This window comes from Ktedonosporobacter rubrisoli (assembly GCF_004208415.1).
Classification (GTDB): Bacteria; Chloroflexota; Ktedonobacteria; order Ktedonobacterales; family Ktedonobacteraceae; genus Ktedonosporobacter; species Ktedonosporobacter rubrisoli.
In genome coordinates this window covers 8,993,486-9,013,115 of the sequence record NZ_CP035758.1, presented here as the reverse complement: position 1 = coordinate 9,013,115, position 19,630 = coordinate 8,993,486, and the positions used below count along the sequence as shown (strand labels likewise).

Here is a 19,630-nt window from a genome sequence, read left to right as displayed (position 1 = left end):
ACTTAACCACTCGCGAAAGTTATGCTCCCGGAAAGATAGTGGGGAAGAAAGTCTGAAGCAATAGGTAGACATTGAGCGCGGCAATGACGATAGCTACGGTCCAGGACAAGATCTTGAGCCAGGGCTTATTCACAAACCGTCCCATTTTGCCTTTATCGCCAGTAAATTGCACAAGCGGGACCACGGCAAAGCTGAGCTGGAAGGACAAGATAACCTGACTAAGAATGAGCAGTTCACCCGAACCCCGCTCGCCGGCAATGGCGATCACAATAACCGCCGGAACGATGGCAATCGCACGCGTAAGCAAACGTCGTATCCAGGGGCGCAAGCGAATGCTGAGGAAGCCTTCCATCACAATTTGACCGGCCAGCGTCCCCGTCAGGGTAGAGTTTTGACCCGAGGCCAGCAAAGCGATGGCAAAGATTGTGCTGGCAATCGGAGCTCCAAGCACTGGCGAGAGAAGCTTGTATGCATCAGCAATCTCGGCAACATTTGAATGCTGCGTACCATAGAAAGCTGCCGCCGCAAGAATTAAGATTGCAGCATTGATAAAGAAAGCAAACAACAGAGAGACGGTTGAATCGATAGTTGCAAATTTAATGGCCCTAGCTTTGCCTTTATCATTACGCTCAAATGAGCGGGTTTGCACAATACTTGAATGCAGATAGAGATTATGGGGCATAACTGTAGCGCCAAGAATACCAATCGCGATGTAGAGCGCACCCGGCGTGGTCACGACCTCAGGTCGAGGTAGCAATCCGGCCAGCATAGGCATGATTTGCGGGCGTGAAGCAATCAGTTCATAGCCAAAACAGATAGTGATCGTCAGGATTAGCGCGGCCACTACGGCCTCGATAAAGCGAAAACCTTTGTTCTGTAAGAAAAGAATGGCAAACACATCAAGCGCTGTGATAATGACACCAATGATCAATGGAATACCAAAGAGCAGGTTCAGGGCCACGGCCGAGCCGATAACCTCAGCCAGATCACAGGCTGCGATAGCTATCTCGCATAAGATCCAGAGCCCGATAGTGACCGGGCGCGAATAATGATCCCGGCAGGCTTGCGCCAGGTCGCGTCCCGTGACAATTCCTAATTTTAGGGAGAGATGCTGCAACAAAATGGCCAGCAGGTTCGAGATAAGAATTACTGAAAGCAGCAAATAGCCGAATTGAGCGCCACCGGCCAGATCGGTGGCCCAGTTGCCCGGGTCCATATATCCGACAGCAACCATCAGACCAGGACCAGCAAAGGCGAATAAAGTACGCCAGAAACTCTTTGTGCGAGGTACATGGACCGAAGAATGCACTTCAGGCAGCGAGGGGGTCGAGTTTGCTAAAAGCCAGTTTGTTTCTTTCTCTTCTAAAGTTGATTTCCCCGATTGGTGCATCATTTATATTCTCCTCTTCTTAGTAGGTTGCTTTCCCCTTCAGCAGCGCATCCACCGATTGAGAGGCAATTTCTATTTTAAGAATATTTTTCATTTTGTTTTTATAACAATGAAATAAAATTTTTTACCTCTCTAAAAATTAATATAGCATACATCTAAAAAAAAGGCAAGCATTCCTCGCTTGCTTTCCAGGGCAATGATTATTTTCCTTTGGCTTCCCCATAATCTCCTTTGTGCGATCTGGAAAGATCTTGTCAGGTTACCCAAAGACATGTTACATTGGGTTAGGTAACTTGCGCTAGTATCTATCTGCACGCTCGGAGAGGCTGTTATGGCACGTACCACGCCCCAGCTCAGCAATGGCATGCTCACGGTTCGCACAGGAACTAAAGTACTCTCTATTCATGTTGGTAGCGAGGCCTGGTGGCGCTGGTTAGAAAATGCGGCAAACACCACTTTTCACTTCAGCGAACAGGAGCTGAGCTTCACTGCTCGGCACGAGTATAAGAGCGGAAGCTGGTACTGGTACGCTTATCGCAAGCAACATAAGAAGTTGCGCAAAGCCTATCTGGGAAAATCCCGCGAGCTTACGGCCGAGCGCTTAGAAAACATCGCCGTACAGCTTATGCAACGTGCTGATCAGCCGGCCTTCGCCAGGGTGAGAGCATCAGACCGGGATCAGGACAGCCAGGCGCTTGCCGGAGCAGATACGACTTCAGCAGTCGAGCGCACAAACTATCCCCATGGCTTACCAGCCCATCTCCAGGGCAGCTCTCTACTCAGCACCAAGCTTATGCCCCCACCACTACGCGCCGAACTCGTGGCGAGGCCGCATCTAATCTCACAATGCGAGAACTGCACGCGGTACAAACTGACGCTTGTCTGTGCACCTGCCGGTTTTGGCAAGAGTACCTTGCTTAGAGCCTGGCAAATAAGCTCGCGCTGCTCAAACGCCTGGCTCTCTTTGGACAGCGGCGACAACGACCCGGAACGCTTCTGGGCCTATATGCTTGCAGCCATGCAAAAATTATACCCGGCCCCCGAACGCGAGTTACGCCCGGAAGCCTTTCCCCTTCTCTCCACAGAAGCCTTTCTCGTCGAGGTAATCAATACATTAGCCTCTCTAACCCATGACTGTGTGCTCATTCTCGATGATTATCATGTAATTACCAATCAGGCCATTCACGATGCCTTGCTCTTCTTGCTTGACCACTTGCCAGCCCGTTTCCACTTGCTCATTGCCAGCCGCAGCGATCCGCCCTGGCCTCTGGTCCGTCTGCGCGCACAGGGACAACTATACGAGTTTCGTACGGCCGATCTACGCTTTAGCCCCCAAGAAATGGCGGCTTTTCTTAAGCAGGTTATGGGCCTTCATTTAAGCAGCGACGAGCTTTCGACCTTAGATGCGCATATTGAGGGCTGGGTGGCCGGGCTACAGTTAGCAGCGCTGTCTATGCAGGGCCACAAAAACGTCAGAGAGGTTTTCGCCACATTTACCGGAAGCCATCGCTACGTGATTGACTATCTGACGGGTGAGGTCTTGCAGCGCTTGCCAGAGCATAGACGCAATTTCCTGCTCCAGACCTCTATCCTTGAGCGTCTAAGCACCGAGCTCTGCAATGCCATTACCGGGCGCCTTGACAGCCAGGAGATGCTAGAATGGCTGGAGCAGGCCAACCTCTTCCTTATTCCACTGGACGAGGAGCGCCACTGGTACCGCTACCACCATCTCTTTGCCGAATTTCTGCAGAGCCGCTTGCGCCAGGAGCATAGCGATCTCTTGCCTCAGCTTCACCGCAGGGCCGCCGAATGGTACAAAAGCAAGGGCATCATCTCCCCCACGATAGAGCATGCGCTTGCCGGCGGTGACTTCTATTATGCTGCAGAAATGATGGAGCTCTACACAGAGATCATGCTTCAGCGTGGCGAAGTCATGACGAGCCAGCTCTGGCTACAAGCTTTGCCTGAAGAGGTGCTACGCACGCATCCACACCTGCGCATCCATCAGATAGGCACCTTGATCTCAATTGGGCAGCTAGATATGGCTGAAGCCTATCTGCAAGATATCGAAGCAAGTATTGTGGCGTTATCAGATGAGCATGAGCGCTCACGCCGTCTCAAATGCGAATTCTTTGCAGCCCGCACTGCTCTCTTTGCCTTCCGGGGAGAGCTAGCCCCTACGCTCAGCTTCGCCCAACAGGCGCTTACCTACCTGCCTGAGGGTGAAACACTTATCTATAGCTTTATTACGATTAGCCAGGCCGCCGCCTATCTCTTCAGCGGCGAGCTGACTAAAGCCAGCCAGGCCTTCGCCGAAATAGCCTCAGCAAGTTATGCTCAGCAAAATCCCTATATAATCCTTGTCAGCATCTCCTGCCAGAGCTACTTGCAAATCATCTATGGGCAGCTCCACAAGGCCGTTGAGACCTGTCAGCGCGCACTACGGCTGGGCACACGACCGGGAGGCAAGGTTTTCGCCACCACAGGAATCTCCTGCGTCTATCTGAGCCAGGTATATTACGAATGGAATCGGCTGGAGGAGGCCGAACGTTATGCGCGCGATGGCATAGAAATCGGTAAACGCTGGGGCTATATCGGCGGCCTCGGACTCGGTTATTGCAACCTGGCCTACACACTGCGCGCTCGCGGCAAGGTTACTGAAGCTCTGGCCTTGCTCAAACAGGCCGAGGCGCAGGCTCACCAATACAGCCTCTTTCTTATCACCTCGCTGCTCGCTTCTTATCGCGCCAGATTACATCTAATCTCGGGCGATACAGAAGCCGCCATCCAATGGGCTAAAACTTGCGGACTGGATTCCAGCAACGCTACCTTTACCTATCCGCATGAGCTCGCTTATGTGGTATTGGCCCGGGTTTACATGGTCATGGGTCGTCTGAGCGATGCAGAACAGCTTATAGGCCGGCTCTTACCAGCAGCCGAAGCCGGAGGTCGCGTCCACACATTACTTGAGTGCCTGACTGTACAAACGTTATTGCAGCTCGTTCAGGGACAGCTGGATCAAGCGCTCAAGACGCTGGCGCGTGCGCTTACGTTGGGGGAGCCGGAGGGCTATATACGCGTCTTCGTTGACAATGGCAAACCCATGGCCCATCTTCTACAGCAGGCAGCGGCGCGCGGCATCTCTCCACGCTACATCCATAAGCTGCTCGCCGCCTATGCCGAAACTGAGGGCAAAACGCAGCTTCACCTTAGTGGCCTGCTAAGCGAGCGCGAACTTGCTATTTTGCAGAGTATTGCTGCTGGCCAATCCAACCAGGAAATTGCCCGGGAACATGTTATAGCACTCAGCACGGTTAAGACTCATCTCAATAACATCTACACCAAGCTTGGCGTGCACAGCCGCACCCAGGCCATCGTGCGCGCCCGCGAGCTCGACTTACTTCGCCAGCCGCCTGGACTCGAATAGCAAGGAATTCTTGTAAGGTCCGTCCCTCCTGTTCCAATCTTCCCTGCCCTGGCGGCACATCTGGCGCTTCACCTGGAAACTCCGAGTTCTGTAACTTTCGCTCCGGTAGCATGCTGCATAATCCACCTGCCCGATCCTACTTTCGCTTGAAGCTAATCTCCCTGACTAGCGGCTACAGTTATAGATGTAAGAACCTGCTTGGGAGACCATACTTATGCTTATTCAACTTATCATTACAATACTGTTTGCATTTCTTTTCCCAATTACCAGCGCTGCGGTTATCAACTACCTGGAGCGCAAATTACTGGCCTGGATAGCCGATCGCGTGGGACCCCTGCATACTGGACCTCATGGGAGCCTGCAACTGATTGCCGATATCATCAAAATGGTTCTCAAGGAAGATGTACACACGAGTCAGATTGATAAATATGTCTTCTTACTGGCTCCCTCGGCCTTTATTGCTCCCGTAATTGCCGCCTTCGCTGTTCTTCCGTTCTCGCCGTTTATTAGCTTGCCAGGCACGGCGCTGGCGACCGGGATCATCTATCTGATCGCCATGAGCTCCCTCGATATTGTGGGCGTTATGATGGCCGGCTGGGGCTCGAATAATAAATACGCGCTTATCGGTGGCTTACGCTCGGCCGCGCAAATGATTTCTTATGAGCTCCCGCTTGTACTTTCGTTGATCGGCGTTGTAATGCTCACCAGCGTGCTAGCTCCCCACGATTCGGGCCTTGGCACAATCTCCATAAAGGACATCGTGCTCTTGCAGAACGCTACTAGCTGGCCAGGCCAGGGAATAGCCTTCTTTGACTTCATTTTCCAGGGCAATACTCCCTGGAACTGGTTCATCCTGGTACAGCCGCTAATGCTAGTAGTCTACTATATCTGCGGGCTGGCCGAAACGAATCGCGTACCTTTTGATATACCAACCGCCGAATCCGAGCTCGTAGCCGGTTTTCTCACCGAATATAGTGGTCTGCGCTGGGCCATGTTCTTCCTTGGCGAATATGGCAATATGGTCATTGTTGCCGCAGTGGTCACTTCGCTGTTCCTCGGGGGCTGGTCTGGACCCGGAGTTGCCTATCTTACAGCAGCGCATATGAGCCTGGGCTGGCAGATCCTTGGCAATATTCTCGCGCTGGCCTACTTTATCCTTAAGGTCTATCTGCTCATCGGCCTGTTTCTCTGGGTACAGGGCACGTTGCCACGCCTGCGCGGAGATCAACTAATGCAGTATGCCTGGCTTATCCTCATGCCGCTCGCGCTGACTAATATCTTGATTACTGGCATGCTCTATCTGCTTATTCATGGCCTGGGACTCTCAAACCAGATATTCTTGTTTGTCCTGGGCATTGTTAACTGGCTCATGCTCTTCGTCTTCGCCTGGCTTATACGTCGCGCCACAGCGCTCACCACACAGCGTGCCCAGGCTCCCGCCCTGCATCATGCCCGCAGGCGACTCAACCAGGCCATTTCCAGCGAGCGCCAGCTCGAAAAAGCAGGCCAACGCTAACAGGCTAGCAAGAGCTGAGATTTTTTCACTCCGCTCTGCCAGATGCGCACGATACAAGCGCTATTAAATCTTATTTTGATATATTACATGTCTTGCCCGCTTAGCATACAGCTCCCTAGCACAATGCCAATCTTAGCGCAGGTAGCAATACCAGGCCGAACAGGAAAGCTAACACGGCCACAATAAGAGGGAGAAGAAGAGCTCTCTTTCCCTATAGGATCGTCGGCATAAAAGCTTGCATAGCAAGTGCATTATATGGTTAAATGCCCGTAGGATGACAGAAAGAAATCCAAAAGATTCATCTCAAGAGCGCGTCTACCGGGCCATTGAAGCTCTGGTGGCAGGAGAAGATGAAGCCATTGATCTGGCTCGGGCCGCTTTACTCATTGCAAGCATTGAGTATCCAGACCTGGATATGGCTCATTACATGGCACAACTCGACGCGCTAGCACGCCGAGTATATGACGTACTCGCCTTACCAGATCCTTCCACCCTCCCTCAACTACCAGCAGATATCGCAACGCTAGACGTCATCAAGACGATAAACCAGGTTCTTTTTGTCGAAGAGCAGTTTCATGGAAATCATGACGATTACTATAACTCAAACAATAGCCTTTTCAACAAGGTTCTTGACGAACATACAGGCATTCCAATTACGCTTTCGCTGCTCTATATGGAAGTTGCCAAACGTGTGGGCATTCGGATCGAGGGTATAGGATTACCATTCCACTTTGTGGTAAGGTGCCGCCTGCCCGATAAGATCGTCTATATTGATTCCTTTCACCAGGGTCGCTTGTTGAGTGAGGAGGAGTGCCGTGAGATGGTGCGCCACATCGCCCGCACCAGGCTTAAGGTGCACTCGCACTGGTTTGAGCCGGTCCGCCACAAACAATTGCTGATCCGTATCCTCAACAACCTCAAAAAGGTCTATACAGATAACGAAGATTATATTCACGCTTTGACCATCTGCGATCTTCTTGTGCTCATTGCTCCACAAACTATTACCGAGCGGCGCGATCGGGGTGTCATCCATCTTCAACTGAAGCACTATGCCCCCGCCCTGCACGATCTCACGGCCTATGTTGAGCAGGCTCCTGGGGCCAAAGATCGTTACGATATGCTTAACTATATCAAGGCTGTGCGCCAGATTATTGCCATGATGAACTGAGTAAGCTTCTTCGCTTCCATTCTCCGCAGCACCCTCTCTTGACAATGGCTTAATGCTCTTCCTATACTGCATAGTGACCCTTCTGACCGGTTTCGTTATCAAGCTCAAAGGCTAAAAAATTGCATGACTCAGCGTTTCGCACCATTGCTCAACACTAAGTTAGCGCTCCCTTTGCTACGGCCTACCCTGGTAGGTCGTCCCCGCCTGGTCCACAGACTACAAAGCCAGGTTGGGCACATACTGACTCTGCTCTCTGCGCCGGCTGGCTTTGGCAAAACCACCCTGCTCAGCGAATGGCTCCATCATGGCAAGCAGCCGGCGCCCGCCGTAGCCTGGGTCTCATTGGACGCTGACGATAACGATCCTGCACGCTTTCTTGCCTATATCATTGAGGCACTGCAAACGCTTCACGCCGGTATTAGCGACGACGTGCTTGCGATACTCAATTCATCTTCACAAGAGCCACATCTCGATGTGCTGCTTTCCATGCTTATCAACGATCTCGCCTCGCTCCAGGTAGAGACAACCCTTGTTCTTGACGATTATCATGTTATCAACGCCCAGATCATTCACGATGGGCTCACTTACCTGCTAGACCATCCGCCCGCGCACTTCCACTTGATTATCGCCAGCCGTAGCGATCCGCCCTTGCCGCTGGCTCGCCTCCGCGCTCGTGGCCAGCTCTGTGAGATCCATGCCGCAGATCTACGCTTCACGCATGATGAGGCGCTGACCTTTCTCACCGCCATTATGGGCCTGGACATCGCCGAGCAAGAGGTAACAGCCCTCGAAACGCGGGTAGAAGGCTGGGCGGTCGGCTTACAGCTAGCAGCTCTGGCCATCCAGGAATGTGCGGATATTCCAAGTTTTATCGCTGCTTTCGCGGGTAGCCACCGCTATGTGCTAACCTATCTGGTCGAAGAAGTTCTTAACCATCAGCCGACACACATCCAGAACTTCTTGCTCCAGACGTCGATTCTCAGCCGTCTGAGCGGACCGCTCTGCAACGCTGTTACTGGACGCGCGGATTCACAAGCAATCCTGAAGCAGCTAGAGCGTTCAAAGCTCTTTACCCTCAGCCTTGACGATGAGCAAGAGTGGTACCGCTATCACCACTTATTTGCCGATGCCTTGCGCCATCAGTTGCGCCAGGCTCAGCCGCCACTGGAACCCGAACTTCATAACCGGGCCAGCCTCTGGTACGAGCAGCAAGAAATCAATAGTGAAGCGGTCCGCCACGCTTTGCAGGGCCAGAATTTCGAGCGGGCAGCGGCTTTAATCGAAAAGCTAGCGCCAGCAACCTTAAGTCACGGCGAACTGATCACACTTAAAAACTGGCTGGCCAGCTTGCCAGAGAAGCAGATACGTAAGCGCCCGCGCTTAGCGCTGGCCTACGCTACTTTGCTGGTTACTACCAGCCAATTCGAGGATGTAGAGACATACCTGGATATGGCAGAGTCGGCCATCGGGGCCAAAAAAGAGCTGGAGGCCGGCCAAACGCTCAAGACCGATATGTTGTTGAGCGAGATAGCCATCCTGCGCGCATTGACAGCCATCCAACATAACGAGTTACAGCAAGCCGAGGGCTTACGCCTTCAAGCCCAACAGTATATGCCCGAAAATACTCCCTATCTCAGGGGACTGATGGCCTTTACGCAGGGCAATGCCGCCAAGCACAGCCACGATGCGACCGCGGCGATCCAATCCTATACCGAAGCCAGCACGCTTGGGCAGGCCACGGGCAATATTCCGCTCAGACTGATGGCCCTTTCTAACCTTGCCGAGATCTACTTTATCAAGGGGCAACTTCAGCAGGTAGCCAGGATATGCAGGCGGGCCCTCTTAACCGCTACAGATGAACAGGGTCGCCTCCTACCCATCGCCAGCACGATTCACTCTTTCCTGGGCTTCCTGCTCTACGAGTGGAATGAGCTTAAGGCCGCCACGCATCATTTACAGGAAAGTTATGACCTGTGTCAGCAGGCTGGAAACAAAGATGCGCTTGTGGGTGTCTTTATGATCCAGGCCTTTCTCCTGCAGGCCCAGAGGCAAAGTGAAGAAGCTCTACAGAAACTAGAGCAAGCTGAAAACCTGGCCTATCAGCTCAAATCGCCAACTATCATCAACGAGATCGCAGCAATACGAGCACGCTTTTACTTGCAAGATGGGCAGATCGAAGCAGCTATGCACCAGCTACAAAAAGCTGACCTCGATCTAGAAGGGCCGCTCAATAACGAAAGCGCAATGCACTACCTGGATCTGGCCCATATTCTAGTCGCTCTTAGCAGGGCTCAGCCCGAAGGGGCCTACCTGCTCCAGGCAGAGGAACTACTGGCCCGGCTCTTGCCAATCATCCAGCCTAAGGGACATGTTAGCGGTATGATCAGTTTCCATAACTTACAAGCCCAGGTTTGTGATTTGCGCGGAGATACAGCCAGTTCGCTGGCAGCTTTGCATCAGGCTTTAGTGCTGGCTCAGCCGGCCGGCTTTGTGCGTATCTTTGTGGATGAAGGAGAGGCAGTGGCTGTCTTGCTCAAGCACTTCGTGGCAGCTCAGCGGAAGTATGGCCGAACTGCAATGCACAAATCGCTTCTGCTCTATGCCAATAAGCTCATAGCGGCCTTCGATGCTCCTGCCAAACAGACTCACTATATTCCACAGATACGCGCTTCCCAGCTTATCGATCCTCTCAGCGAGCGCGAAATAGAGATCCTACAGCTTATTGCGGCTGGACACAAGAATCAGGAGATTGCCGATAAGCTAGTTATAGTGATTGGCACGGTCAAAGCCCATGTCAACAATATCTACCGCAAACTTGGGGTCAGGAGCCGCGTGCAGGCCATCTCGCGCGCCCAGGCTCTACACCTTATCTAGACTTACCGCCCCTTTGCCTCTCTCGTCCCACGAATTATAACCTCGCATATATCTTTAGTTAGATGACTGGCACCTCAATAGCCAGATATACTATCAGTATTCGTGTAATCTCAGTATCTTTATATAGAGCAAGAAAAGGATGCTAAGCATGGCAAGCTCTTTCTCTTTTCAGCCCTCCCTCCATTCAGGTAATTGGTATAAATTGGCACTCATTAAGGAAGAGAAATCAGCTCCAGAATGTTATATATCGAGAGTTGCGCTTCCATAATTTAGAACAGCAAGCAATCCCCTCTGCATGTAAGTCATATGCATGAGATAGATATATAATCTGTAGACAAGGAAAAAATATGTATACAATTGAGCAAAACGAACATGCAGAAAATCAAGATAAAATCATACAAGAAACAGCGTTAAGCCAGGAAGAGCGCCCATCATACAAGGTCATTTTTCTGCTTGCGGCTAGCGTAGCTTTAATGATGACGGGCTATGGCATCGTAGCTCCCGTATTTGGTAAATTGCTACCCGAGATGGGAGCCGGCGTTGAGGTATTAGGCTTTATGACCTTAGCCTTTGCCGTCTCTCAGTTCCTGCTAGCCCCATTTATGGGAGCTATGGCCGATCGCTACGGGCGGCGGCCGCTGGTTTTGATAGCTCTCGCCGGGGTAGTTGTCACCAATACGCTCTTCATCTTTGTGCATTCGATCCCTCTCTTTATCGCTATACGGTTTCTAGAGGGAGCAGTGACGGCAGGACTCTTGCCGGCAGCAATGGGTATCATCGCCGATATCGTCCCCGAGCGGCAGCGTACGCGCTGGACCGGTATAATCATGGGCAGCTATGCAGTTGGCTTCATTTTAGGACCGGCTGCAGGCGGCTTCATTATCGATCATTGGGGCTTTGCCTTGCCATTTGTTCTCTCAGCCATCCTTGGCCTTATCGCCGCGGTCTTCGCTTTTATCATGGTTCCGGAGACGCGACCGGCCTGGGTACGTCAGCAGAGCCAGGCCAGGCAGAATAAGCAGGAAAGGGAGAGCCTGTTTGCATCACTGCCACGGCCGCTGCATCTCTTTGCGACCCTGCTTGTGCTTGACTTTATAGCAGTCTTTGGCTTTGCCTTCGTAGATCCTGAGATGGTTTTCCATTTCTATAATGCGCTGGCGTTTAGCCCGACGCAGTTTGGCCTCGTCGTGACCGGCTATGGTCTGGCCATGCTGATTGGCCAGCTCCTACTTGGTCAGGTAAGCGATAGGTTGGGGAAAAAGCCCATGATTGTGCTCGGCTTCTTGCTGAACATAGCACTGTACATAGGACTCCTTTTCTCCCATCAGTTCTGGCCCATCTTCATGACCGCGCTCATCTCGGGCCTGGGTGGTGCGTTAGTTACGCCGGCCTTAAGCGCGTTCTACCTGGATATCAGTGCGGCCGAGCATCGTTCGCGCATCATGGGCATCAAGGAATCTGCGGCATCGCTGGGTGGCGTTATTGGTCCCTTGCTCGTCGCCCTGGTAGCCAGCCGGATTACCTCGTACGGAGTCTTCGCTGTAGCCAGCGTACTCACCCTGGCAGGAGCCGTTCTGGCCATGTTTATTCTGCGCAAAGGCAATGCTGCGGCGGAAGTACAGGCGTAAGATAGCCGGGTCTGAATCTGGAACTGCGAACATCACAAATTTCGCCAGGGCAAGAATTGAGCTACGCGGATGGATAGCTGATCCTGCATGGTTTGCAGGCTAGCTTTTCAACCGCGTAGCTTTTTTCTCTTAACCAAAAGGACAAACTTTTTTGATCTCGGGCATTTAGCTGAGGCTGCCAGCCGAATAGATCCCGTGCAGAAAGCGGCTTGGCACTCTTTCTAACAGATGCGTCTCGCTAAAGCCATTGCGCTGGGCCAGCTTTTCCCAGGTCTGGTAGCTCAATGGATAAGGTACCCAGGGATTACCGCGATCGGCGTTATATTCGACGAGGATGAAATGACCGCCCGGACGCAGATAGCCACGTATTCTCTGCAAAATTTCATCCTTGCGACGCACATAATGCAGAGAATTGGCCATGACAATGCCATCCAACGGAGGCAGATCGAGAGGGCGCGTAAAGTCGGCGTTGAGATAGCGCACATTGGCGGAGGGAAAAGCCGAGCGCATAGCTCCCTCCTGAGCAGCGAGCGAGCTTCGATCTTTATCGACAGAGTAGATCTGCGCTTGCGGCCCTAGCAAATCGGCAAGGGCCAGCGTAAAGGCTCCGCCTCCCGAACCAAGATCGGCCCAGGTTCCTCCGGGAGTCGGTATTCCCTTACGTAGCAAAGAAACATGATCGTGATGATCCATATATTTTCCTTAACGGATTAACAGCGAGGCGGCCGGCCAGGCTATAAACCATCTTCAACAGGGAGACCTTCCATACGCATAATCTTGAGGGCATTGGTAGTTGGGCAAGGACCGGAACGCAACTTATAATCAAAGAGCATTTGTCCATCCACCACCTCTTCTCTAAAGTGGCGGTTAGTCACCTGGGGCAATATCTCGGCCAGCTTTACAAGTTCCAGATCATGCGTTGACAGCAAACCGGCACAATTGCGCCCAGCCAGAGCATGCACATAGGATCGGCTACCGATGAGCCTCTCACGATTATTTGTGCCTTTAAAGATCTCATCTATAAGGAAAAACAGCGGCAGCGCCTCTTTTTGTTCCAATGCCTGCAGCAGAGCCTTTAAGCGCCTCACTTCAGCATAGAAGTAAGAATAGCCATCTGTCACCGAATCGCTCACTTTGATGCAGGTAAAGATGCGGAAGAGCTCTGTCTGCAGCTGGCTCGCATTTACGACGCTACCGGCATAAGCCAGGCAAAGATTGACGCCAAGGGTCCGCAAAAAAGTGCTCTTGCCAGACATATTTGAGCCGGTAATAATCACCACATCTCCCAGTTCATTCAGGGTAAAGCTATTGGTAACTTTTTTATCAACAGGAATCAACGGATGCCCAAGATCGCGGCCCTGAAAAACGGTTTTCTGCTCAGTTGAGTTCGCACAAGCTGCTTCTACTTCAGGCAGCACATACTCGGGATTCAGATAAGCAAACGTCGCAAGAGAATTGAGGGCCTCCAGCTCAAACCAGATATCTAGCCAGAGCGGTAAACGCTCAGCGATCTGCTCTTTACATTGCCCTAAACGATAGGCCCAATAGACATCCCAGGGCAAAAAAGCATTGAACAAAAGGTGGAGCAGGGCATTTTTCCCAAGCATAGAGACGGTTGCAATGCGCGACGTCCGCGTTAACAAGGCCGAGGGACGCTTTGCCTGTTGCGTTAAAAACGGCTCACAGAGCTTGCCCACGTTCTGAGCCTGGCGATAAGGAAAAGCCTCAAGATATTCAAAAACCCCACCGAGTGTGCCCAGGGCCGCTCCCAGAAAATCGGCATCTTCAAGCGTATCTCCGCGCTTACTTTTCGTTGTATAGAACAGGACAATCGAGCAGAGCAGAGAGATGATCCAGTATTGTTGCAAGTTCAGCACAAAGACCAGTACTAGAAGCACAAGAGTCAGCACGTTTAAGGCCAGCGAGCCCCAGAATAATGGGAGCAGCTTCGCAGGGCGCGCCTGCTGTTGCAGCCAGTTTAAGAGGCGCTGGCCCTCAAGGTGTTCTGCCGAGCGCTTTGAGGCAATGAGCGACTTTAGGATGAGCTTATCGCGAAAAAGCGTGAGCGGCAACATTTCATGCACAAGCACCTGGCGGCGCCGAATGGCTTCGAGGTCTGGCGCAGTAGCTAACAGCCAGTTGCGCAGGCGCTGGCCACCATCGAGCGACGCCGCAACATTTAGTAAACGATAGATTGAACGCTCACCGGTAATATCCAGATCCGTTTCAAAGGGATGCTCCGGGCGGGCCTCACCTGCAGGGACAGGCGGCAGATTATTCCAATCCAACTTGATGCGCGCAACATGGGTCGATTTGATATATAACCAGATACGATGCCGATTAAGGCTTCTATCAATCTTGCCCTGAAAGTGTGCGACGATAAAGAAAGCGCTCAGCGCTATCAGCGCCATCACAGCCACCAGCCACCAGCTCACCAGAAAGGCCAGAACACAGAGCAACAAGCCGCCAAAAAAGATCCCAACCCGTAGCCAGGAATAGCGATTACTACGCTGATCTAGCCTATCAACGCGCCTCTTCAGCCGTTCTATTTGTCTTTCTAGCAGATAGAGTCGCTCTTGCTTTTTATTCACTCATATATCCTTATCACTTAAACGTAAACCAATGCCTATCCATCGTAATAGCCCTACACTACAGAATTTAGCACCAGCGGAAGAGAGACACAAGGGGATGCTTGTCAGCATTCCTGCTCACAGGTTATCATAGATAGGAGACCTTGCAAAATGTCCTTGATCGAAACATGAGAAGGAAGATATGCAGCATGCAAAATGCTCAACAAGCCTATACCTTTCACCGACACAACCACCCTACGCATTCTCTTCGTTACCTGCTCTATCTGCCCAAAGAATATGACGAAGTTGAGACAGAGCGCTGGCCACTCGTCCTCTTCTTGCATGGAGCCGGCGAACGAGGCAGCAATCTAGATCTGGTTACGCGCCATGGCCCACCAAAGCTTATCAAAGAAGGGCAGAAGTTTCCCTTTATCGTCGTCTCTCCCCAGTGCCCATATAACGAGCGCTGGATCACGCCCTCTCATCTGGATACTCTCGCGGCGCTCATAGATGAGATTGAGCACAACTACGCTGTTGATCCCGAGCGCATCTACGTTACTGGAATAAGCATGGGAGGCTTCGGAACATGGAGCCTGGCAATTGCCAATCCGCAGCGCTTTGCCGCGATTGTGCCTATTTGCGGCGGTGGCGATCCGTCCCAGGTCTGTGCTATTCGCCACTTGCCAGTCCGAGCCTTTCACGGAGCGAAAGACAATGTAGTCCCCCTCAAGCGCTCACAAGAAATGGTAGAGGCCTTGCAAGCTTGCCATGGAAATGCACAACTGACTATTTATCCCGACGCTACCCACGACTCCTGGACCCAGACCTACGACTCACCCCAGCTTTACATGTGGCTGCTGGAACAGCGTAGGGCTGCACAACATATAACAGAAAGGCAGTAAATATGGATCTCAAAAACAAAGGCGTTTTAGTGACAGGAGGAGCTTCCGGCCTGGGAGCCGCCTGCGTACGTATGGCGGTGCAGGCTGGAGCCAAAGCAGTCATTGTTGACTTGAATAACGAAGCGGGCACAGCTCTGGCCGAAGAGCTTGGTTCCGCGGCTCTCTTTGTAAAGACAGACGTCACATCAGAAGCCGACGTGCAGGCTGCCGTTAAAACGGCAGTCGATACTTTTGGTGGGCTCCACGTCGCTATCAACTGTGCCGGCATAGGCATAGCTGAAAGAGTGCTCGGCAAAAAAGGCGTGCACAGCCTTGAGCTGTTCAACAAGGTAATTACGATCAATTTGATCGGTACTTTCAATGTGATTCGCCTGGCTGCGGAGAGCATGGCCACCAATGAGCCAGTTAGCACTGCTGGAGAACGGGGAGTGATCATCAACACGGCCTCGGTGGCAGCCTTCGATGGCCAAATCGGGCAAGCCGCCTATTCCGCATCTAAAGGTGGTATCGTAGGCATGACCTTACCCATTGCTCGCGACCTTTCCCGCAATGGTATTCGCGTCATGACCATTGCCCCCGGCACCTTTGATACTCCGTTGCTGGCAGGCTTGCCCGAGGCAGCGCGTATCTCTCTTGGCCAACAGGTTCCTTTCCCTTCACGCCTTGGCCGTCCAGAAGAATATGCCTCTCTGGCCAGACACATCATCGAAAACGAAATGCTCAACGGAGAAGTAATCAGACTGGATGGCGCAATAAGGATGAGTCCTCGTTGAGGTGAAACAGCGTGCCCAACGTGTGAGGAAGGGTAATCGAGGGAAGAGGCAAAGCTGACAAGATCGAGAGGGAGCCCACCAATAAAGGATAGGCTGCCCTCTCAAAGTGCGCTGAGCCCAGGAAGATATTAGAGAAATTCCTCCCCATCTAATAAGCTCCGTTGTCCTTGAAACGCATTGATCCAGATAATAGCGCTTCTGCATAAGTAGCAGTATCATCTCGTTTGCTCATTTTTCCCTATCAGCCTGGAATATATGCCTTCCCTCTCAAGCCAGAAAGTGAAAAAGGCAACTTCTGTTAACATATGTTGAGATATCCCCTTACCGCTCTTACTCGTATTTTTTACAATGATGAAAGGGTGTTTCAAATATGATATTGCAGCTAGAAGATAAAAACCTCTTGACATTCCATCATGACTATATTACTATGGTGACGCTTATTATTTGATTTGACTCTTTCAGAATGTAGTGAAACTATTTCTTCTCTCTAGATGGGAGAGCCTTAGCGTATACAGCCAGCCAAATTGCTTGGAGAAACGTACTTAAGAGAGCAAGAGGTACATTGAAAACTGCTTGTACAAAATGAAGAGGCGTATTTTCTTCTTGCTCCTTTGCTCTTCTCACAGATGAGGGACTATCTGAGGGCTGGCACACCTGAAGCAACAGGGAAGTTGAAAAGATATGAGCAAGTGGACTTATACCAGAGGATTGCACGATCTGGGCAACAGCGTCTACGCCTATTTACAGCCAAATGGCTCCTGGGGATGGAGCAATGCTGGCTTGATTGTCGATGGAGAGGCGTCTCTGCTCGTCGATACCCTCTTTGATCTCACACTCACACGCGAGATGCTTTCTAGTATGCGCAAAGCCGTTCCGGCTACTGCACATATTGATATGGTCGTCAATACCCACGCTAACGGCGATCATTGGTTTGGGAACCAGCTGGTTGCTGATGCACGCATCATCGCCTCCAGGCGTACCGTTGAGCAGATTCCTGCCGAGCTTACTCCCCAGCAACGTGCTGAGATGATCCAACAGGCCCATGGTCACTTAGCCACCTTCTTGCGCCATGCCTATGGTGCCTTCGATTTCAACAATATTCACTTGACGCCACCAAAGGAAACGTTTGAGGGCGAATGTGTCCTTCATGTTGGCGCCAAAGAAGTGCGCCTCATTGAATTGGGACCAGCGCATACCCGTGGAGATACCATTGTCTATGTTCCTGCTGACCGTACAGTCTTCGCTGCCGATCTCCTTTTTATCGGTGGCCACCCTATTGCCTGGTCCGGTCCTGTCTCTAACTGGATCAAGGCTTGCGATTACCTCCTTTCACTTGATGTAGAGACAATTGTCCCTGGGCACGGTCCGATTACCGATAAGCAGGGAGTGCGCGAGTTCAAGGGCTATCTTGAGTATGTCTTTGCGCAAACCCACAAATACTACGAGGCAGGCATACCTGCTCTGGAGGCCAGCCGCTCTCTTGAGCTGAATCGGTATGCTGACTGGATTGATAGCGAACGTATCGTCGTGACAGTCGCCACCATCTATCGCGAGTTGAGCAACAGCTCGGTCTATCCCGAGAAGATTCGCTCGTTTGAGCACATGGCCCAATTTGCCTTCTCTCAAGGCAAATAGAGGGAACAACGCACACAACCAATACACCATTTTCTGTGACCAATTGAGCAGTTTCGAGGGACTCGACACATGGCACTTCACCATTTCTTGAGAAGGATGAGTCCTTACCTTGATGTACACGCTCGATTTCAAGACCATCATGCAGATGATGCATGCCCATCAGCAGACAGGGTGGTTAACTGCTGAGGTCCCTGCAGGGAGTGCAAACTTGCGAGAACCGTATCGTGTGGAGATCCACATTATATCAGGAGTGATGACTTCATGTACGCTCATTTCTAAGAGTAGTCTACAGCTAGAGGGAGAGTCGGCGGTCCAGGAACTTTCTCGTCTGGGGAGGATACGCTGGATATTTACGCCTCAATCAGAAGTGATAAACCAGCCGCAACTCACTGACCTTGGACAATCAGTCTTATACCCCCGGCAGACAGTTTCTCTGAACCCAGGGCAAATGCGCAGTTTCTCACGGCAGCATAGAGCTGTCTTTGCCCTCGCCGATGGGGCCAAAAGCGCTGCCAAAATTGCAGAAATACTCTCAACTTCCCAGACGCTCGTAGAGGAAACGCTCAGAGACTTACAGTCCATGGGTCTCATCGTTCTTGAAAGCTTGGAAAGCAAGGATCACAAGAAAGACAGCTCGCAAGCAAGGAAATAATTCGCCTCCACATTTATTATTGAAAGGGAGTTCATCATTTATGAAGAAGTTTTCCTCGCATACTGACTTTGAAAGCGCTTCTACGAGCGATAGTGAGTCTCCCATCTATCTGGCGCCTAAAACATACCAGGAAAGCAGGGCATTACGCTGGTGGTACCGTCTCTCCTCACCTCCAGAACCTGAGCGTTCGGCCTCCTTTGAAAAGCAGGAACGCTTTCGACGCGGAAGAATAGGAAGTCAGATCATCCTGGGTCTCTATCTTTTGCTCTTCGTTTCCCTTCCTACTGGCTTTATTGGGACGAACACGTATCTGGCGCTTATTGTCATTCTCTCAACGCTTGGCTTAATCGTTGCCACCCTTCTCAATCGGATGGGCTTAATCAATCAAGCAGGTATTCTGGCCGTGCTCACTTCTCTCGCCTTTCCCGTATTGAACATTATCACCACACCAGGAGGATTGAGCATGGAGGTTCTGCCACTTTTTGGCCTGTTAGTCCTCCCATTAGTGTGTGCCGTCTCATTTCTTCCTCCCTGGTGGGTCTTTCTTGTAGCGATAGGAAATTGTTTCTTTACCTGGTTGAGCCTGACCTACTTGCCACATACAGCTGAGTTGGATGCGATCCTCACCATCGCATTTGTGGGGATTATCACCCCCATCATTCTCATTCAGCTTCTTGTCTCAGTGGTGGCCTTTGCCTGGGTACATGGGACCATTCAGGCACTTGTTCGTGCAGATACGGCCGAGGAGATTGCCAGGCTTGAACACGATCTTGGGCAGCAAGCAAAAGTAGCAGCTCAACAGAAACAACTCCTGGAGGCAAGTATTCAAAAAATTGTAGCAACGCATATGCGTGTCGCCAATGGAGACTTCGGCGCACGAGCTCCCTTGAATGAGGAGAACGTGCTTTGGCAAATCTCAGGACCACTCAATAATTTGCTGGCGAGGACGCAAAACTTGCGGCAAGAATCAGTTCAACTTCAGGCAGCACTTCAACAAGCCTATTGGGAGATTGAAAGGCTCAGAGCTCGCCTGAGCCTGAAAGGCGACCACTAGCGCCCTCTCGGCTAAACAACGACAAGTTCTGGCAGGAGCCT

The 19,630-nt window shown here is 51.6% G+C and carries 12 protein-coding genes; 9 read left to right on the top strand and 3 right to left on the bottom strand.

Features of this window, described 5'->3' with window-relative positions; genetic code table 11:
- Positions 1 to 19: 19 nt before the first annotated feature.
- Positions 20 to 1,390, bottom strand: a complete 1,371-nt coding sequence (locus EPA93_RS39010; RefSeq protein ID WP_129894783.1) for an Nramp family divalent metal transporter — start codon at positions 1,388 to 1,390, stop codon at positions 20 to 22.
- Between the two features lie 331 nt (positions 1,391 to 1,721).
- Here EPA93_RS39010 and EPA93_RS39005 point away from each other — a divergent pair, with 331 nt between their 5' ends.
- The 5 genes from EPA93_RS39005 to EPA93_RS38985 all read left to right on the top strand — a co-directional run bounded on the left by EPA93_RS39005 (position 1,722) and on the right by EPA93_RS38985 (position 12,003).
- Entirely contained in the window at positions 1,722 to 4,817 is a 3,096-nt protein-coding gene (locus EPA93_RS39005) for a winged helix-turn-helix domain-containing protein (RefSeq protein WP_129892704.1), read from the top strand.
- A gap of 214 nt (positions 4,818 to 5,031) precedes the next feature.
- Complete coding sequence (locus EPA93_RS39000) at positions 5,032 to 6,333, top strand: complex I subunit 1/NuoH family protein (RefSeq protein ID WP_129892703.1); 1,302 nt, start codon at positions 5,032 to 5,034, stop codon at positions 6,331 to 6,333.
- Between the two features lie 274 nt (positions 6,334 to 6,607).
- Positions 6,608 to 7,501, top strand: a complete 894-nt coding sequence (locus tag EPA93_RS38995) for a SirB1 family protein (RefSeq protein ID WP_129892702.1) — start codon at positions 6,608 to 6,610, stop codon at positions 7,499 to 7,501.
- A gap of 123 nt (positions 7,502 to 7,624) precedes the next feature.
- Positions 7,625 to 10,375, top strand: a complete 2,751-nt coding sequence (locus EPA93_RS38990) for a winged helix-turn-helix domain-containing protein (RefSeq protein ID WP_129892701.1) — start codon at positions 7,625 to 7,627, stop codon at positions 10,373 to 10,375.
- A gap of 347 nt (positions 10,376 to 10,722) precedes the next feature.
- The gene (locus tag EPA93_RS38985; protein ID WP_129892700.1) at positions 10,723 to 12,003 is read left to right on the top strand and encodes an MFS transporter; all 1,281 of its coding nucleotides are present in this window, start codon (positions 10,723 to 10,725) and stop codon (positions 12,001 to 12,003) included.
- 165 nt (positions 12,004 to 12,168) lie between these two features.
- Here the strand turns inward: EPA93_RS38985 and EPA93_RS38980 are convergent, their stop codons facing one another.
- Both EPA93_RS38980 and EPA93_RS38975 read right to left on the bottom strand, forming a co-directional pair.
- Positions 12,169 to 12,696 carry a class I SAM-dependent methyltransferase gene (locus EPA93_RS38980; RefSeq protein ID WP_129892699.1) on the bottom strand — a complete coding sequence of 176 codons (528 nt, stop codon included), beginning with the start codon at positions 12,694 to 12,696 and terminating at the stop codon, positions 12,169 to 12,171.
- Between the two features lie 41 nt (positions 12,697 to 12,737).
- Positions 12,738 to 14,594 carry a MutS family DNA mismatch repair protein gene (locus EPA93_RS38975; RefSeq protein ID WP_129892698.1) on the bottom strand — a complete coding sequence of 619 codons (1,857 nt, stop codon included), beginning with the start codon at positions 14,592 to 14,594 and terminating at the stop codon, positions 12,738 to 12,740.
- A gap of 188 nt (positions 14,595 to 14,782) precedes the next feature.
- Here EPA93_RS38975 and EPA93_RS38970 point away from each other — a divergent pair, with 188 nt between their 5' ends.
- The 4 genes from EPA93_RS38970 (at position 14,783) to EPA93_RS38955 (ending at position 19,589) form a co-directional block, all read left to right on the top strand.
- Positions 14,783 to 15,475, top strand: a complete 693-nt coding sequence (locus tag EPA93_RS38970) for a carboxylesterase family protein (protein ID WP_129892697.1) — start codon at positions 14,783 to 14,785, stop codon at positions 15,473 to 15,475.
- Positions 15,476 to 15,477: 2 nt separating this feature from the next.
- Complete coding sequence (locus EPA93_RS38965; RefSeq protein WP_129892696.1) at positions 15,478 to 16,248, top strand: 3-hydroxyacyl-CoA dehydrogenase; 771 nt, start codon at positions 15,478 to 15,480, stop codon at positions 16,246 to 16,248.
- A 681-nt stretch (positions 16,249 to 16,929) separates the two neighbouring features.
- Positions 16,930 to 17,883, top strand: a complete 954-nt coding sequence (locus EPA93_RS38960) for an MBL fold metallo-hydrolase (protein ID WP_129892695.1) — start codon at positions 16,930 to 16,932, stop codon at positions 17,881 to 17,883.
- Positions 17,884 to 18,575: 692 nt separating this feature from the next.
- Entirely contained in the window at positions 18,576 to 19,589 is a 1,014-nt protein-coding gene (locus EPA93_RS38955; RefSeq protein ID WP_129892694.1) for a hypothetical protein, read from the top strand.
- Positions 19,590 to 19,630: the final 41 nt, after the last annotated feature.

Bases quoted from the DNA above. Each gene is read 5' to 3' on its own strand.
- EPA93_RS39010 (WP_129894783.1), bottom strand. From the start codon at position 1,390: ATGCACCAATCGGGGAAATCAACTTTAGAAGAGAAAGAAACAAACTGG.
- EPA93_RS39005 (WP_129892704.1), top strand. From the start codon at position 1,722: ATGGCACGTACCACGCCCCAGCTCAGCAATGGCATGCTCACGGTTCGC.
- EPA93_RS39000 (WP_129892703.1), top strand. From the start codon at position 5,032: ATGCTTATTCAACTTATCATTACAATACTGTTTGCATTTCTTTTCCCA.
- EPA93_RS38995 (WP_129892702.1), top strand. From the start codon at position 6,608: ATGACAGAAAGAAATCCAAAAGATTCATCTCAAGAGCGCGTCTACCGG.
- EPA93_RS38990 (WP_129892701.1), top strand. From the start codon at position 7,625: ATGACTCAGCGTTTCGCACCATTGCTCAACACTAAGTTAGCGCTCCCT.
- EPA93_RS38985 (WP_129892700.1), top strand. From the start codon at position 10,723: ATGTATACAATTGAGCAAAACGAACATGCAGAAAATCAAGATAAAATC.
- EPA93_RS38980 (WP_129892699.1), bottom strand. From the start codon at position 12,696: ATGGATCATCACGATCATGTTTCTTTGCTACGTAAGGGAATACCGACT.
- EPA93_RS38970 (WP_129892697.1), top strand. From the start codon at position 14,783: ATGCAAAATGCTCAACAAGCCTATACCTTTCACCGACACAACCACCCT.
- EPA93_RS38965 (WP_129892696.1), top strand. From the start codon at position 15,478: ATGGATCTCAAAAACAAAGGCGTTTTAGTGACAGGAGGAGCTTCCGGC.
- EPA93_RS38960 (WP_129892695.1), top strand. From the start codon at position 16,930: ATGAGCAAGTGGACTTATACCAGAGGATTGCACGATCTGGGCAACAGC.
- EPA93_RS38955 (WP_129892694.1), top strand. From the start codon at position 18,576: ATGAAGAAGTTTTCCTCGCATACTGACTTTGAAAGCGCTTCTACGAGC.